The 15,343-nt window shown below is 63.1% G+C and carries 15 protein-coding genes; 10 read left to right on the top strand and 5 right to left on the bottom strand.

What is annotated here, in order from left to right; genetic code table 11:
* The first annotated feature begins 29 nt into the window (after positions 1–29).
* From EFD55_RS04210 to EFD55_RS04200, 3 genes are all read left to right on the top strand, one after another.
* Positions 30–1,841 carry a chloride channel protein gene (locus EFD55_RS04210; protein ID WP_125843289.1) on the top strand — a complete coding sequence of 604 codons (1,812 nt, stop codon included), beginning with the start codon at positions 30–32 and terminating at the stop codon, positions 1,839–1,841.
* 138 nt (positions 1,842–1,979) lie between these two features.
* Positions 1,980–2,246, top strand: a complete 267-nt coding sequence (locus EFD55_RS04205; RefSeq protein WP_125843287.1) for a type II toxin-antitoxin system Phd/YefM family antitoxin — start codon at positions 1,980–1,982, stop codon at positions 2,244–2,246.
* Positions 2,243–2,677: a type II toxin-antitoxin system VapC family toxin gene (locus EFD55_RS04200; protein ID WP_125843285.1), complete on the top strand. Its 435-nt coding sequence runs from the start codon at positions 2,243–2,245 to the stop codon at positions 2,675–2,677. Before EFD55_RS04205 ends, EFD55_RS04200 begins: the two co-directional genes overlap by 4 nt.
* A 45-nt stretch (positions 2,678–2,722) precedes the next feature.
* Here EFD55_RS04200 and EFD55_RS04195 read toward each other — a convergent pair whose 3' ends face one another.
* The 5 genes from EFD55_RS04195 to EFD55_RS04175 form a co-directional block, all read right to left on the bottom strand.
* Positions 2,723–3,493 carry an ABC transporter ATP-binding protein gene (locus tag EFD55_RS04195; protein WP_125843283.1) on the bottom strand — a complete coding sequence of 257 codons (771 nt, stop codon included), beginning with the start codon at positions 3,491–3,493 and terminating at the stop codon, positions 2,723–2,725.
* 9 nt (positions 3,494–3,502) lie between these two features.
* Positions 3,503–4,486: an ABC transporter substrate-binding protein gene (locus tag EFD55_RS04190; protein ID WP_125843281.1), complete on the bottom strand. Its 984-nt coding sequence runs from the start codon at positions 4,484–4,486 to the stop codon at positions 3,503–3,505.
* 39 nt (positions 4,487–4,525) lie between these two features.
* Entirely contained in the window at positions 4,526–5,377 is an 852-nt protein-coding gene (locus tag EFD55_RS04185; RefSeq protein WP_125843279.1) for an ABC transporter permease, read from the bottom strand.
* 10 nt (positions 5,378–5,387) lie between these two features.
* The gene (locus tag EFD55_RS04180) at positions 5,388–6,740 is read right to left on the bottom strand and encodes an LLM class flavin-dependent oxidoreductase (protein WP_125843277.1); all 1,353 of its coding nucleotides are present in this window, start codon (positions 6,738–6,740) and stop codon (positions 5,388–5,390) included.
* 358 nt (positions 6,741–7,098) lie between these two features.
* Positions 7,099–7,884 carry an IclR family transcriptional regulator gene (locus EFD55_RS04175; RefSeq protein WP_125843275.1) on the bottom strand — a complete coding sequence of 262 codons (786 nt, stop codon included), beginning with the start codon at positions 7,882–7,884 and terminating at the stop codon, positions 7,099–7,101.
* A 223-nt stretch (positions 7,885–8,107) separates the two neighbouring features.
* Here EFD55_RS04175 and EFD55_RS04170 point away from each other — a divergent pair, with 223 nt between their 5' ends.
* The 7 genes from EFD55_RS04170 to EFD55_RS04140 are packed head-to-tail and all read left to right on the top strand — an operon-like array spanning position 8,108 to position 15,270.
* Complete coding sequence (locus EFD55_RS04170; RefSeq protein ID WP_125843273.1) at positions 8,108–9,178, top strand: ABC transporter substrate-binding protein; 1,071 nt, start codon at positions 8,108–8,110, stop codon at positions 9,176–9,178.
* Positions 9,179–9,225: 47 nt separating this feature from the next.
* Positions 9,226–10,740 carry a sugar ABC transporter ATP-binding protein gene (locus tag EFD55_RS04165; RefSeq protein WP_125843271.1) on the top strand — a complete coding sequence of 505 codons (1,515 nt, stop codon included), beginning with the start codon at positions 9,226–9,228 and terminating at the stop codon, positions 10,738–10,740.
* Positions 10,737–11,699: an ABC transporter permease gene (locus tag EFD55_RS04160; protein ID WP_125843269.1), complete on the top strand. Its 963-nt coding sequence runs from the start codon at positions 10,737–10,739 to the stop codon at positions 11,697–11,699. The genes EFD55_RS04165 and EFD55_RS04160 overlap by 4 nt, the downstream gene beginning before the upstream one ends.
* The gene (locus EFD55_RS04155) at positions 11,696–12,637 is read left to right on the top strand and encodes an ABC transporter permease (RefSeq protein ID WP_125843267.1); all 942 of its coding nucleotides are present in this window, start codon (positions 11,696–11,698) and stop codon (positions 12,635–12,637) included. The genes EFD55_RS04160 and EFD55_RS04155 overlap by 4 nt, the downstream gene beginning before the upstream one ends.
* Positions 12,634–13,587 (top strand): amidohydrolase family protein, encoded by a 954-nt coding sequence (locus tag EFD55_RS04150; protein WP_125843265.1) that lies wholly within the window; start codon positions 12,634–12,636, stop codon positions 13,585–13,587. The genes EFD55_RS04155 and EFD55_RS04150 overlap by 4 nt, the downstream gene beginning before the upstream one ends.
* On the top strand, positions 13,580–14,890 hold the full coding sequence (locus tag EFD55_RS04145; RefSeq protein WP_125843263.1) for an alanine racemase: 1,311 nt from the start codon (positions 13,580–13,582) through the stop codon (positions 14,888–14,890). The genes EFD55_RS04150 and EFD55_RS04145 overlap by 8 nt, the downstream gene beginning before the upstream one ends.
* 35 nt (positions 14,891–14,925) lie before the next feature.
* Entirely contained in the window at positions 14,926–15,270 is a 345-nt protein-coding gene (locus EFD55_RS04140) for a RidA family protein (RefSeq protein ID WP_125843261.1), read from the top strand.
* Positions 15,271–15,343: the final 73 nt, after the last annotated feature.

Genomic DNA, 15,343 nt, shown 5'->3' with positions numbered 1-15,343 from the left:
GTACCCACTTCCGCGTAGCAGAGGCTTCCATGGCGCAGCATCAACCCAGCAACCGGCCGCACGATTTCACGGGTGGTCTTTCCCGGCGCGAGGCCGGAGATTTCACCACCGACAGGCGGGTCCTCCTGCTGGCCGGAATGTCGATCATCGTCGGCACAGCTGGCGCCTTTGCCGCCTCGTGCCTCGTCAGCCTTATCGCGCTCGTGACGAATGCCATCTGGTTCGGAGAGATCGGCATTCAGCCCGCCTCTCTGGCTGGCGTGCCGCGGTCGCTGTGGGTGGTGCTGGTCCCGCCGCTCGGTGGGCTCGTCATCGGGTTGATGGCCCGCTTCGGATCGGAGAAGATCCGTGGCCACGGCATTCCCGAGGCGATCGAGGCCATCCTGATCGGCGGTAGCCGGATGTCGCCGAAAGTTGCGGTGCTCAAGCCGTTGTCGTCGGCGATCTCCATCGGAACCGGCGGCCCGTTCGGCGCCGAAGGACCGATCATCATGACGGGCGGCGCGATCGGATCGCTTTTCGCGCAGTTCTTTCACATGAGCGCGGCCGAGCGGAAGACGCTGCTCGTCGCCGGCGCCGCTGCGGGCATGACGGCGATTTTCGGTTCGCCGATCGCCGCGGTCATGCTGGCGGTCGAACTGCTGCTGTTCGAATGGAAGCCGCGCAGCTTCATTCCCGTCGCCGTCGCAGCCTGCGTGTCGATCTGCTGGCGTCCGCTGCTGTTCGGCGCCGGGCCGCTGTTTCCGGCCCATTTCCAGGTGGCTCTGCCTTGGTGGGGGATTTTCGCCTGCGCGGCGATGGGCATCATCTCAGGCCTGCAATCGGGACTGCTGACGACACTGCTCTACAAGATCGAGGACCTGTTCGAGGCATTGCCGATCCACTGGATGTGGTGGCCCATGCTCGGCGGCCTCGTCATCGGCCTCGGCGGCCTGATCGAACCGCGGGCAATGGGCGTCGGCTACGACATCATCGACGGTCTGCTCAACAACCGGCTGCTCGCACCGGCTGTCATGTCGATCCTGCTGGTGAAGATGGTCATCTGGCTATTTGCCCTGTCGTCCGGCACCTCGGGCGGCGTGCTTGCTCCCCTCCTCATCTTCGGCGGCGCTCTCGGATGGCTAGTCGGGATCGTCATGCCGGGCAATGATCCCGGTTTCTGGGCGCTGGTCGGAATGGCGGCCATGATGGGTGGAACCATGCGCGCGCCGCTGACGGGAACCTTCTTTGCCATGGAGATCACCGGCGACATCAGCACGCTCGTTCCCCTGCTTGCCGCAACGGTTACGGCCTATGCCGTCACGGTGCTTCTGCTGCGCCGCTCGATCCTGACCGAGAAGATCGCTCGCCGCGGACAGCACATCACCCGCGAATATGGCGTCGACCCGTTCGAACTGTCGCGGGCAAGGGAGATCATGATCAGCGATGTCGATACGCTTCCCGGCACCATGACGGTGGGAGAGGCGTGCGATTTCTTCGCCTCTCCGCAGAAAACGCACCGGATCTATCCGGTGGTCGATGCGATGGGCAGGCTGTCCGGGATCGTCTCGAGGGCGGATGCCCTTCTCTGGCAGGGGAAATCGGACCTCGTCACCCAGACGCTTGCAGAAAACGTCACGGACGATTCCGTTCCCGTGGGACACCCTGATGATACGGTCGCCTTCATTGCCGACCTTATGCTCTCGACGGGCAACGGGCGTATTCCGATCGTCGATCCCGGCTCGGGCAAGCTGTGTGGCTTGATCGCCCGCAAAGACCTGCTGCGGCTGCGCAGTTCCTACCGATCCGCGGAACTGGATCGGCGGCCTTATCTGACCGCGGGGGTAAGAGGCAGGCCGTGATCGCCGCCTTCCCCGCAATTGGTGGCCGAGTATCGCGACGCTTGTAAACTGAACCCTGCGACGCAATCCGCTCGGCTTGCAGTTCACCCGATCTCGGCTTATATAGTCACTATGGTCATTCTGGTCAGGAGATGAGCGATGCAGCCGTCACCGCAAGACAATGAAAGCTGGACTGTTGCCAGTGCAAAGGCCAAGCTTTCCGAGGTCATCGAACGCGCGCAATCCGCGCCCCAGACAATCACGCGAAATGGCAAGCCGAGCGTTGTTGTCGTTTCTGCAGACGAATGGCAAAGGAAGACCGCGCGCAAGGGAACGCTTGCCGAATTTCTGATGGAATCGCCGTTACGCGGCGCCGATCTGGACCTCGAGCGTCAACGTGACGAACCGCGTGATCCGGCACTGTGAGGCTTCTACTGGACACCAATATCCTGTCCGAGGTGACGAAGCCGAACCCTAGCGTGCGCGTCTTGGAATGGCTGGACAGGCTCGACGAGGATCGCTCGTTCATCAGCATCGTTTCGATCGCAGAGATCAGGCGCGGCGTTGCCCTGATGGACAAGGGACGAAAACGCGACGCACTGGCCGAATGGCTTGCCCAAGATCTGACGCAACGCTTCGAGCATCGTATCATTCCGGTGGACGAACCGGTTGCCCTGGCCTGGGGCGACCTCATGGGCCTTGCAAAGCGGAGTGGCCGTGGCCTGTCGTCAATGGACGGCCTCATCGCGGCTACCGCGATTGCTTACGATCTCATCCTGGTGACGCGTAACACCAGGGATTTCGAGGGCTTGGGCATCGAACTCGTCGATCTCTGGATAGAGCGAACCCCCGGTTAAACGGACTGAAGCCAGCGGGCGGTAAAAGCGCCCCGACAACAGACTTCAATGCAGCCCGAAGAGGTTCAGCAATTCCTCACGGTGCCGGACGAATTCCGGGGCACTGCGGTCACGCGGGCGGGGCAGATCGATTTCGATCAGGCGCGGCTCGCCTCCCTTTTCCCTGGGCAGGATGAGAATCCGATCGGCGAGATAGATCGCCTCTTCGAGATCGTGCGTGACAAGGATGGTCGTCACGTCCTCATCTCGCCAGATGCGGGCGAGTTCCTGCTGCATGCCGATCTTGGTCATCGCATCGAGCGCGCCGAGCGGTTCGTCGAGCAGCAGGATCTCCGGCTGGACGGCGAGCGCTCGGGCGATGCCGACGCGCTGCGCCATGCCGCCTGACAATTGCCGGGGATAGGCCGCTTCGAATTGCTGCAGGCCGACAAGCTTGACGTAGTGGCTTGCTCGGCTCCGCGCCTGCTCGCGGGAAAGACCCCTCGTTTCCAGCCCGAAGGCCACATTATCGAGCACTGTCAGCCAGGGAAGCAGCCGCGGCTCCTGGAAGATGACGGCGCGCTCTGCGCCGACGCCTCGTATCGCCTTGCCGTCGACGAGCACCTCTCCGCTATCGGACTCCTCGAGCCCGGCCAGAACCCTAAGCAGTGTGGTCTTGCCCGAGCCGCTCGCGCCGACGATGGCGAGGCTTTCGCCGGAGCGGACGTGGAGATTGATATCCCTGAGAACCTGCAGGGGTGTCCCGTTCAGCTTGTAGGATTTGGAGAGGCGACGGATCGTCACCTCCCCGCGGCGCGTGTCTTCAGCGATGCTCATCACGCTTCCTCAGTTGCTTGCCGGCTTGGCGTCGGCCGTAAAGAGAATGTCCTTGGCCGCCAGCTGGCCTTGCTTCAGCTTGCCTTCGCGAACCAGGACATCGATCCAGAACTGGATGTCGTGCTCGACCGGCAGGCCTCCGGCGCGTACGCCATAGCCGCGGAAATACTGCGCGATATCAGGGTTCTCACCGCGTTCTGCCAGCGCCTTGGCCAGGATCTTCTTGGTTTCCTCAGGATGCTCGCGGGCATAGTCGAGGGCGCGGGCCGACTGCTCGACGAAAATCTTCGAGGCTTCCGGATGTTGCTGAATGAAATCGCGACGCAGGACCACGAAGCCCCCGGCGATGTCTCCGAGCACGTCGGTATCGTCGAAAACCGCACGTAGGCCGCCGTTCTTCAGTGCCGCACCCTCGAAAGTCGTCTGCCAATAGCCGAAGGCGGCAATATCGACCTGCTTGGAGCGCAGCACCTGTTCGAGCTGCGGCCCGGGAACGACGATCTGATTGGCTGCGTCCGTCGGCAGGCCGGCGGAATGCAAGGCCTCACGGATGGTGTAGTCGAGATGCGCGCCAAGCGTGTTGACCGCGATGCTCTTGCCGACGATGTCCTTGATGCTTTTGATCGGGCTGTCTTCCAGCACGTAGAACGTCGACTGCACCTCGTCATTGATACCGTTCGACGGGTAGGCGGCGACGAAGTCGTTGCCGCCGATGATCGAATTCAGGACGGCGGAGGTGGCAGCGCTGCCGATCTCGACATCGCCGGATGCCAGAGCGATGAGGGAGGCCGGCCCACCCTGGGCATAACCGACATTCTCGAGCGTGATGCCCGTGCCGTCGAAATAGCCGAGTTCGGCGGCGAGTTCGTGGGCGGCAAGGCCGCCCTGGCTGGCGAGGTAGCGCAACTTCACCGTGTCGGCGGCGGCGGCCGGCGCGGCAAGGCCGAGAGCGATCACGGCCGGCAGCAGAAGGTTGCGGGGATGGAATGTCATCGGGGTGTCCTTTCGGAAAGAGAAAATCGGTAAAACGGGTCAGGCGCTCGGCTGAGACCAGCGGCAGAGGCGGCGCTGCAGAAGAACGAGCAGGGCATTCGCCGCAAGGCCGAGAAAGGCGAGCAGAAGGATCGCCGCAAACATCAGCGGGATCTGGAAATTGTACTGGGCGTTCATGACCTGGAAGCCGATGCCCTTGTTGGCGCCGATCATCTCGGCGGCGATCAGCAGGAGAAGCGCTGTCGTGGCCGAAAGGCGCAGGCCGACGAAGATCGCAGGCACGGAGGCCGGCAGGATGACGCGGCGGAAGATGGTCAGCGGTCCGGCGCCATAGGTCCGCGCCATCTCGATGAGCTTCTTGTCCACCTCCTTGACGCCGCTAATCGTGGAGAGCAGGACCGGAAACAGCGTCGCCCAGAAGATCACGAAGATCTTGGATGTTTCGCCGAGGCCGAGCAGGAGGATGAAGACGGGATACAGCGCCAGCGCCGAGGTCTGGCGGAAGAGCTGCAGGATCGGATCGAGCGCCTGCTCGACCATGCGAAACTGGCCCATGAACAGTCCGAGCGGAATGCCCATCACGACGGAGAAGGCAAAGGCGGTTCCCGCGCGTTGCAGACTGATGGCGATGTCATCGAGCAGCGCGCCGTTGGCGAGATTGGTCCAAAGAGCCGAGAGGATCACGTTCAAGGGCGGGAAGACGGCGGGATTGACCCAGCCCCTGGTGCTCGACACCTGCCAGAGCACGAGGAAGGCGATGAGCAGGCCGTAGCGCGGCAAAAACGATGCAAGCACCCGGCGCACGTGGGATCCGAGACCGGAAATATTGCTTTCTCGGCTTTTCAGGCCGCCGAAGCTTGCGGGAAGAGCCTGGTTGATTTCATAGGCCATGGTCCACTCCTCACTCTGCTGCCTGGAGAGTTGCACGCCCTGCAGCCCATCGGTTGGTCGGGAAAGGCAGGCCGAGGTTTTCCCGGAGCGTCTTGCCCTCGTAAGCCGTGCGGAACAGGCCGCGGCGCTGCAGTTCCGGGATGACCAGGTCGACGAAGTCGTCGAGCGCCGTCGGTAGCCAGGGCGGAAGAATGTTGAAACCGTCGGCCGCTTCGTTCTCGAACCATGTCTGCAGCGTATCGGCGATTTGTTCGGCGGTTCCGACGATGGTGTAGTGCCCGCGGGCGGATGCGATCCACTGATAGAGCTGGCGGATGGTGAAATTGTTTTCGTCGGCGATCTGGCGGATGAGTGCCTGGCGGCTCTTCATGCCTTCCGTCGGCGGCGCGGGCGGAAGCGGCCCGTCGAGATCGTAACCGTGCAGGTCGAGTGTGCCGCCGGTCAGGCCGTTAAGCAGGCCGATCCCGTCCTCTTCGACGATGAGCGAGGTCAGACGCTCGTATTTCTCGCGCGCTTCCGCCTCGGTCCTGCCGACGAAGGCGGATACGCCGGGCATGACGAGGATATGGTCGGGGTTCCGGCCGAGGCCGCGGGCGCGTGCCTTGATGTCCCGGTAGAATTCCTGGGCGGTTTCGATGTGCTGGTGAGCGGTGAAGATGACTTCGGCCGTCGCTGCGGCAAGCCCGCGCCCGTCGTCGGACTGCCCGGCCTGGACGATAACGGGATGCCCCTGGGGCGAGCGCGAGACGTTGAGCGGACCACGCACGCTGAAATGCTCGCCACGGTGGTCGGTATCGTGCAGCTTCGTCGGGTCGAAGAACACGCCGGATTCCTTGTTGCGGATGAACGCGTCGTCCTCGAAGCTTTCCCAGAGTTTGCGGACGACTTCGACATGCTCGGCGGCGCGGCGATATCGCTCGGCATGCGGGAGCTGCGTTTCGCGGTTGAAGTTCTGCGCCGTGAGGTCGCCCGTCGTGGTCACGACGTTCCAGCCGGCCCGGCCCTCGGAGATCAGATCCAGCGAGGCGAACTTGCGAGCGGTCGTATATGGCTCCTCATAGGTGGTCGAGGACGTCGCGATGAAGCCGAGGTGGGTGGTTAGAGGCGCAAGGGCGGAGAACAATGTCACGGGTTCGAAGCCGGCCACGCGGGCATTGCCGCCTTCACGCGCCCCGCCGAAGCCGACAGCCAATCCGTCGGCCAGGAAATAGGCATCGAAGAGGCCGCGCTCGGCAGTCAGGGCGAGCTGTTTGTGAAACTCGAAGCTGGTCGCGCCGTCGACTGGCTGGTCGGGATGCCGCCATGAAGCAACATGCTGTCCGCCACCGGGAAGAAATGCTCCAAGCCTGATTTTCCGTGTCATCTCGCGTCCTCTCCGTTTGCCCTCGACAGCCGCTCTTCTCCAAAGCCAAGGTTTAATTTGGCTGTCGGTGACTAAAATACGTTTCCCATAGATTTTATAGAGAAACTTAATTTCATAGTTTCGGAGGCAGAGTGAATAGATTTGCGGGATAAGCTTGAAACTCGAAATCAACGATCGAGGCAGCCCGGAATATGCGATCCCGCGGCCGGTCCTTGAGGTCTCGCGATCGTGGACGGCAGACACGCGGCATCCTGCAAGCGCGGCCAGGTGGCCATGCTTGTGTGACGCAATTTAAGAAACATGCGGAAAAGGGCCGGTTTACGGATGAGCCCTATCAAGGTCTGTTGCGCTCGGAGCGTCAGCCTCTTTTTGATCGTGCCGGGGCGTGGCCCAGACCGGTGGCGGCCTTTTTCAGGCAGTCGAGATAGCGGTCCCGGTTCGCAATGCCGTCGTCGCGGGGCGTGACGAGGCAGAGCGTTGCGGCTGCATGGCCTTCCTCGTCCCGCACCGGTACGGCAAAACAGTGCGTGAAGCTGTCAACAATGCTGTTGAAGGTGAAGAGGCCTTCACGCTCGGCCTGGCGCACTTCGGCGATGAAGGTTTGCGGGTCGAGCCATTCGCCATTCGGCAGGCGGAAATCCTGCGACGGAATGAAGTTCAGGATGTCCTGGTCCGACAGATGCGCGACGAGCAGGCGGCCCGATGCCGTCCACGGGATCGGCACCGATTGGCCGACATCCGTCGAAATGCGGAATGGCCGCGCGCCTTCGCGCATGCGCACGACCGTATATCTGTTGCCATCGAGCATGCAGAACTGCGCCGTCTCCCGGGTCTCGTCGGCAAGCTGTTCCAGCGCCGCCTCGCATTCGCGGGTGAAGTCGAAATGGTTCTCGTAGGCGGCACCCAGGAAATAGAGCTTGCGGCCGAGATAGACACGCCCCTCGCCGCCGGTGAATTCGAGAATGCCGTTGCTGAGGAGCAGATTGACGAGTTCGTAGACCGACGAGCGCGGCGCGCCGATCTGCGCAGCGATTTCGTTCGGCTTCAAGGCCTGGCGTTTCTGGCGCAGGAAATCGAGGATTTCGAAGGCTCGGTCGAGCCCGCGGGCGCGTTTGCCGACTGCTTCGTCCTGAATTGCGTCCATTGCCATCGATCCTTGTTTTTGTCGGGCCAAGCTTTTCAAACCCTCCGCCGCATCTGTCAACCGATCCTGTCATTCCTCGCGAACGAAATTTTTCAACCCCTCTTGCGAGGCGGAAAAAACGGCATAAGATCGCCGCGTCCGGTATATAGATCACATGTACATTATACTGGACAAATGGGAGATGGCAAGCCGATAGCGCTGCCGCACAAAAAAGGGGATCGACATGAAGCATCTTGAAAACAGCATTTCTGCCTCGCTGCGCTGCCGCCTCCTCGCGGGCGCTGCCGCCGCTGCGGCACTTCTCGCCTTTTCGGCCGGCACGGCGTCCGCCGCAGCCAATTGCATCAAGGGTGACAGGAAGGCGCCCTACACGATCGGCTGGGCAAACATCTATTCGGTGCCGACCTGGATGAAGCAGACCGAAGGCACCATCAAGGCCGAAGTGGACGAACTGAAGAAAGACGGACTTGTAAAGGACCTGATGATCACGGACGCGCAGGGCAACGCCCAGACGCAGATCCAGCATATCCAGTCGATGATCGACGCAAATGTCGACGCCATTGTCGTAATCGCCGGTTCCTCCAATGCGCTCGACCGCGTCATCTCAGATGCCTGCGACAAGGGCATCGCCGTCGTCAACTTCGACAGCCTTGTCAACACCGACAAGGTGACCGCCAAGATCAACACCGATTCCAATGAATGGGGCGCGACCGCTGCCAAATGGATGGTCAGCCAGCTCGGCGGCAAGGGCAAGATCATCATCATGAACGGCCCGGCCGGCATTTCGGTGAGCGATGATCGCCGCAAGGGCGCCCAGCCGGTCCTCGATGCCAATCCGGGCCTCCAGGTGATCACCGAGACCAACACGGAATATAACGTCGCGCCGGCGCAGGAAGCGATGACCAGCCTGCTCTTCGCCAATCCCGAAATCGACGGGGTGCTGTCGCTCGGCGGTGCACTGTCGGCCGGCTCCGTCATGGCCTTCGAGCGCCAGGGTCGTGAACAGGTGCCGACGACGGGCGAAAATGCCCGGCAGTTCCTGGAGCTCTGGAAGGAGAAGGGCCTGAAGGGCTGGGCGACCATGCAGCCCAACTGGCTCGGCGCGCTTTCCGTCTACACCGCCGTGCAGGCGCTCCAAGGCAAGGACGTCCCGGCCTTCGTCAAGGTGCCGCTGCCCGTCATCGACGACAGCACGATCGGCAGCTATCTCGCACGTGCCGACAAGTTCCCCGCTGACGGCTATATCTACTCGGACTATGACAAGGCGCTCTTCGACAAGCTGCTCGCCAAGTAATCCGCTCAAATAATCCGCCCAAGTAACTCGGGTTGAGGGAAGCCGTCATGACGGAAGAACGACCCCTGCTGGAAGCCCGGCAGGTGTTCAAGGGATTTTTCGGCAATCCCGTTTTGAAGGGCGTCGATATCGCCCTTCTGCCGGGCAGGGTTCACGCCCTGCTCGGCGAAAACGGCGCAGGCAAATCCACATTGATCAACCTCCTGTCGGGCGCCCTCCAGCCCGACAGCGGTTCCATCCTGGTCGACGGCAAGCCGGTCGGACGTTTCAGCCCGGCAGCTGCGCGCGCGGCCGGCATTGCCGTGGTGCAGCAGGAGTTGAGCCTGACGGCCAGTCTCTCGATCGCCGAAAACATCGGGCTCGGTGCCTTTCCGCGCCGGTTCGGGCTCATCGATTACCGAGCGCTCCACCGCGGCGTGCAAGAGGTCTGCGACTTGGTCGGGCTCACCGAGCCGCTCGACATGCCGCTCGCCGATCTTGCGCTCGGCCGCCGTCAGATGGTGGAGATCGCCAAGGCACTGTTCCGCAAGCCGCGCGTGCTCATTCTGGACGAGCCGACCTCGTCGCTCTCCGCGCACGAAGCCGGCATCCTTGCCCGGCTGATCGAGACGCTAAGAAAGCGTGGCACGGCACTTCTCTATATTTCCCACCGCCTCAACGAAGTGCAGGCGCTCTGCTCGCATGTCACGGTGCTGAAGGACGGCTTGGTCACCGCCGACCAGTCGCTGTCCGGCATCGACGGCGAAGGCCTGGTGCGCCTCATGGTTGGCCGCGAGACTGGCGACCTGTTCCCACCGCGCGCTGCCGCTAGACCCGGCGAAATACGCATCAGCGTCGAGGGCTTCTCCGCCGGCATGGTGCACGACATCGGCTTTTCCGCATGCGCCGGCGAGATCGTCGGCATCGGCGGACTGGTGGGACAGGGGCAGGAAGACCTACTACTTGGTCTCTATGGCGCGATTCCAGCCTCGGCCGCTCGCGCGGAAGTATCCGGCAAACTCGCCCTGCCCGCTGATGTCGGCGAGGCGAATGCGGCGGGCATCGTCTATGTTCCGGCTGACCGCAAGCATGAAGGGCTGGTGCTGCCCCACTCCATTGCCTCCAATCTCATCTTGCCCTCGCTTGGGCGGCTCACCCGCAACGGCTTACGCGACCGGCCGGCGGAAACCGGCCTAGTCGCCGATCTCGCGCGCCGCCTGACGATCAAAGGCGATACGGCACGCCCGGTGCAGGCGCTTTCCGGCGGCAACCAGCAGAAGGTGGCGCTCGCCAAATGGCTGCCGCTCGATCCCTCCGTCCTGCTGCTCAACGATCCGACGCGTGGCGTCGACATCGAGACCAAGCGGGAGATCTATCTCATGTTGCGCGCCTTCGCGGCCGAAGGACGGCTCGTCATTCTGGCAAGTTCCGATACGCCGGAGCTCGTGCATCTCTGCGACCGCATCGTCGTTCTGCGCGAGGGGCGCGTCGCGGCGGCGCTATCGCACGATGAAATCAGCGAAGGGGCGATCGTCGGCGCGGCCATGGGCATCTCGGCCGCACCACAGGGAGCCGCAGCATGAGCACAAGTTCGTCATCCCGGCTCTACGGCTCTGTCCAGCTTCGCCGCAACCGCGGCCTCGGCGGCCTCTACCTTGTCGTTGCCGCCTTTCTCATCCTCTACGCCGTGCTCTTTCCCGGCATCCTTTCCATCGGCGGCTTCTCCAAGTTCACGCAGAACTGGTTCCCGCTCGCGCTCGTCACCATGGCGCAGGCGCTGCTCATGCTAAACGGCGGCATCACGCTGGCGATCGGACCGCTGGTCAGCCTCGGAGCCGTGATCGCCGCAACGACGATGGAAGGGACGCTCGGCGTACCGGGCGGCATTCTCGCGGTCGCGCTTGTCGGCCTTGCCATCGGCGCGGTCATCGGCGCCATCGTCACGTATCTGCGGTTGCCCGCAATCATCGTCACGCTTGCCGGCTCCTTCATCATCGGCGGGGTCGCCCTCATCCTGCTGCCGCGGCCGGGCGGGTTCATTCCCGACTGGCTGTCGACCACGCTGGCCGGCCACACGCCGGTCGCCTTCCTGCTGCTCGTCGTCATCCTGGTACTCTGGAAGGTCTTTCTCGCAACGCCTCTCGGCCTCGGGATCTACGCGGCGGGCGACAATCCGGTCGGCGCATTCCGTTCCGGCGTCCCAGTTGAACGTGTGAAGGTCGCAGCCTTCGCGCTGTCCGGTCTTCTCGCCGCCCTGACCGGTCTCTTCGTCGCCGCCCAGACCGGGTCGGGCGATCCCGTCATCGGCACGCCCTTCACGCTGAACTCGATCGCCGCCGCCGTGCTCGGCGGCGTCGGCTTCCTCGGCGGCAAAGGCACGATGCGCGGCGCGATCTGCGGCAGCCTGCTGCTCTCGGTCATGATCAACGTCATGTTCTTCCTCGGCTTCCCGCCGGTTGCGCAATATATCGCTCAAGGGTTGATCATCGTCGGCGCGGTCGCCGTGCCCGAGCTTCTTGGCACATGGAGGGCAAGGCGATGAACATCATCAGATCCGCGTTCCGCAATCCGCCGCTCCTGACCTTCCTTCTGGTCGCGTTCGTCTGGATCGTTGCGAGCTTCACGCTGCACGGTTTCGGCGCCTATGGACACCTGCGATATCTGATCGAACTTGCTGCGGTGATCGGCATCGTTGCTGCCGGTCAGACGCTCGTCATCCAGATGGGCGGCATCGATCTTTCCGTCGGCGCTGTCATCACGGTCACGGCAATCCTGCTGCCGTTGATTTCACCTGCCTGGGACCCGACCGGCCTCGCCGGCATCGTGGCAGCCCTTGGCGTCGCCACGGCTATCGGCCTGATGAACGGGGCCGGTGCTGGCTATCTTCGCGTGCCACCGATCATCATGACGCTTGCGATGGCGACCTTCCTGCAGGGCCTGCTCGTTATCATTGCGGGCGGCAGTGCCGTCACCGTCAGCAATCCGGCGGTCATCCTGCTCGGGCAGGCGCGGCCGCTCGGCATTCCCTCGGGCATCGTATTGTGGCTTGTCGTCTCGGTTGTCGTCCTGCTGCTCGTTCATCGCATGCCGATCGGCGCCCGTTTCCTTGCACTCGGAGCGAATCCGCTGGCTGCCCGCCTTTCCGCCGTCAGCGTCACGCGCAACACGCTGATCGTCCATACGCTTTCGGGCTTTTTCGCAGGGCTCGCCGGCATTCTCGTGCTCGGCATGAACCGGCAAGGCTATGTCGGCATCGGCGATCCCTACCTGCTGACGTCGATCGCCGCGGTGGTGCTCGGCGGCACGTCGATTTTGGGTGGGCGTGGCACCTATGCCGGAACCATTCCGGGAGCAATCCTGCTCGTCACGACGACTGCGCTGATCACCGTCGTCAACGCCTCGCCCGGCTGGCGGTCGATCATGTTCGGCACGCTGATCCTCGCGCTTCTGCTTATTTCCGGCCGCGAGGCGCGCCGATGACGCAAGCCTATGACGGGCCGGTGATCGACCCACATCACCATCTCTGGGATCTCAGCCTGCAGCGTCATCCCTGGCTGCAGAAGGCGCGGGCGGCTGGTGAAGAGATAGTTTTCGGCAGCCTGGCGCCGATCCTGTGCGACTACGGCATCGGGGATTATCGTGCCGATGCCGCACACCAGAACGTGGTTGCGACCGTCCATGTCGAGGCCGGCTGGTCCGACGAGCATCCGCTGGAGGAAAGCCGCTGGCTGGACGGGCTCGACCGCACGTCCGGGGTGGCGCACCGTTATATCGCGCGCGTTCCCCTCGACGGGCCGGACGCCATGCGCCTGCTCGAGGCGGAAGCGGAAAACCCCAACGTCGTCGGCATCCGCGATATTCTGAGCTGGCATCCTGAAGCGGCGAAGAGTTTTGCGCCGCGCGCCAATCGCATGAGCGATCCCGCCTGGCGGGCGGGGCTTGCCGAGGTGACGCGCCTCGGGCTGGTCTTCGACCTGATGCTCTATCCCTGGCAGATGGGCGAGGCACTGGAGCTGGTACGTGCCTTCCCGCTAACGCTTTTCGTGCTCAATCACGGCGGCAGTCCCGCCGACAGGACCGAGGACGGCATGGCGCTCTGGCGCCGCGGCCTGCGGGCGCTCGGCAACGAGCAGAATGTGCGTCTGAAGATTTCCGACCTCGTCGCCTATGACAACCAATGGACGCTCGAAAGCCTGCGGCCGGTGATCGAGCATTGCCTCGATTGTTTCGGTCCTGACCGTTCGATGTTCGCGAGCGACTTTCCGGTCGCCGGCCTGCATGCCTCTTTCGACGAGGTCTATCAGGTTTTCCGCATCGTCGCCTCGCAGCTGTCTTACGACGAACAGCGCGCTTTGTTCTTTGCCACCGCCAACGACACCTATCGCCTCGGCATCGCCGAACCGGCCGATATCTGGGGCTGCCATGTCTGACCTTCATACCACGACGGAAAACGTGCTGATCGACGAGCGGGTGCGCGGCTTTCCACCGGGCCATCCGCCGCTCTCGCTTGCTGCCATCGGCAAGCAGGGATGGAAACCTTATGACGGCAGGATGGCCCTGCCGCTGATCTCGCTCGACCGGCAGGCCTTCGCCGACAATGCCGAACTGATGATGATCTATGTCAAAAGTCACGGCGCCGAAATCGCTCCACACGCCAAGACGCCGATGTCGACGGTCCTGGCGGATACGCTTGTTGCAGCCGGCGCTTGGGGCATGACGGTCGCCGACATTCGCCAGGCTGCGGTCCTGCTCAAGGCGGGACAGCGCCGGCTGATCCTCGCCAACGAGATCGGCGGGGCCGCCGCCGCCCGCCGGCTTGCCGCCCTGCTTGGCCAATATCCCGATGCGGAATTGCATGTCTTCGTGGATTCGATGGCGTTGCTCGAGGCTCTCTCCTCCGCATGGCAGGGGCGTGCAGATCTGCCGCCTCTCGGGCTGATGGTAGAGTTCGGCGCCGGTCGCGCCGGTATCCGCAGCGCTGATGCCGCAGCAAAGCTTCTCGACACGATCCTCGCCATGGAGACACCGGCCTTCCGGCTGACCGGCATCGCCGCCTATGAGGGCGCGGCCGCGACTGCCGATCCGGAAGAGACGATGCTGCGGATCGACGCGCTGATGGCGATGACATCAGATTTCCTGCCGAAGCTGCGCGCCCGCATCGGCAATCAGCGCCCGCTCCTCGTTACATCAGGCGGGTCGGTGTTCTTCGATATTGTGGTCGCGCGGCTTTCAGCCGTCGTCGCGGCCGATCCCGCCTGCAGGCTCGTGTTGCGCAGCGGCGCGATCTTCTTCCACGATCATGGCATCTACGAACGCGGCCTTGCCGGCCTCAATGCGCGCGGCGGCTTGCGCATCGGCGGCGAGATGATTTCCGCGGCTGCGGGTTTCCGCCCCGCGCTGCGGGTCTGGGCCGAGGTGTTGTCCCGGCCGGAGCCGCAGCTCGCGATCTCAGGAATGGGCATGCGTGATGTGGCGATGGACCAGGGGATGCCGCGGCCCTTGGCGGTCTATCGCAATGGCGCCCGTCTTGCCGATCTCGAAAGTGCAAAAGTTCTGCGCCTCAACGATCAGCACGCCTTCCTGGCGCTTGCCGATGATAGCGACGTGTTGGTCGGCGACGTTATCGAATTCGGTATCTCGCATCCCTGCACCTGCCTTGACCGGCACGCAATTCTCTATGGCCTCGATCCCGATCATTCGGTGACGGTGGCCTATCTGACCAGCTTCGGCTGAACTCTTCCTCCAAAAGCAAGAAAAGGAAAAGCTGCATGATCCAGCGTTACCAGAAAGGTTCCCGTATGAGCCAGGCCGTCAGCTATGGCGGGCTCGTCTACATTGCCGGCCAGGTTGCGGAAAATCGCAAGGCCGGCATCGAGGACCAGACCCGCGACGTGCTTGGCAAGATCGACGCTCTCTTGAAAGAAGCCGGTACTGACCGCTCGCGCCTTATCGCTGTCAACGTCTTCCTGCCGGCAATCGTCGATTTCGAGGCGATGAACAGCGTCTATGACAGCTGGATCGACATCGAAAATCCGCCTGCCCGCGCCTGCACCGAAGCTCGTCTCGCCGATCCTGATCTGCGCGTCGAAATGACCGCGGTCGCCGCGCTCTAGCGTATCGGCCCGAAAATCGGATTCGATTTTCGGAAAGCACGATGCGTAGGTAACGGCATCGCAACCGCCCGCA

It is taken from the genome of Rhizobium pisi, assembly GCF_003938655.1.
Classification (GTDB): Bacteria; Pseudomonadota; Alphaproteobacteria; order Rhizobiales; family Rhizobiaceae; genus Rhizobium; species Rhizobium pisi.
This window is presented reverse-complemented; position numbering and strand designations above follow the sequence as displayed.

Coding starts and splice junctions, on each gene's coding strand:
- EFD55_RS04180 (WP_125843277.1), bottom strand. CDS start 6,740: ATGACACGGAAAATCAGGCTTGGAGCATTTCTTCCCGGTGGCGGACAG.
- EFD55_RS04195 (WP_125843283.1), bottom strand. CDS start 3,493: ATGAGCATCGCTGAAGACACGCGCCGCGGGGAGGTGACGATCCGTCGC.
- EFD55_RS04155 (WP_125843267.1), top strand. CDS start 11,696: ATGAACATCATCAGATCCGCGTTCCGCAATCCGCCGCTCCTGACCTTC.
- EFD55_RS04205 (WP_125843287.1), top strand. CDS start 1,980: ATGCAGCCGTCACCGCAAGACAATGAAAGCTGGACTGTTGCCAGTGCA.
- EFD55_RS04170 (WP_125843273.1), top strand. CDS start 8,108: ATGAAGCATCTTGAAAACAGCATTTCTGCCTCGCTGCGCTGCCGCCTC.
- EFD55_RS04145 (WP_125843263.1), top strand. CDS start 13,580: ATGTCTGACCTTCATACCACGACGGAAAACGTGCTGATCGACGAGCGG.
- EFD55_RS04140 (WP_125843261.1), top strand. CDS start 14,926: ATGATCCAGCGTTACCAGAAAGGTTCCCGTATGAGCCAGGCCGTCAGC.
- EFD55_RS04165 (WP_125843271.1), top strand. CDS start 9,226: ATGACGGAAGAACGACCCCTGCTGGAAGCCCGGCAGGTGTTCAAGGGA.
- EFD55_RS04185 (WP_125843279.1), bottom strand. CDS start 5,377: ATGGCCTATGAAATCAACCAGGCTCTTCCCGCAAGCTTCGGCGGCCTG.
- EFD55_RS04210 (WP_125843289.1), top strand. CDS start 30: ATGGCGCAGCATCAACCCAGCAACCGGCCGCACGATTTCACGGGTGGT.
- EFD55_RS04150 (WP_125843265.1), top strand. CDS start 12,634: ATGACGCAAGCCTATGACGGGCCGGTGATCGACCCACATCACCATCTC.
- EFD55_RS04190 (WP_125843281.1), bottom strand. CDS start 4,486: ATGACATTCCATCCCCGCAACCTTCTGCTGCCGGCCGTGATCGCTCTC.
- EFD55_RS04160 (WP_125843269.1), top strand. CDS start 10,737: ATGAGCACAAGTTCGTCATCCCGGCTCTACGGCTCTGTCCAGCTTCGC.
- EFD55_RS04175 (WP_125843275.1), bottom strand. CDS start 7,884: ATGGACGCAATTCAGGACGAAGCAGTCGGCAAACGCGCCCGCGGGCTC.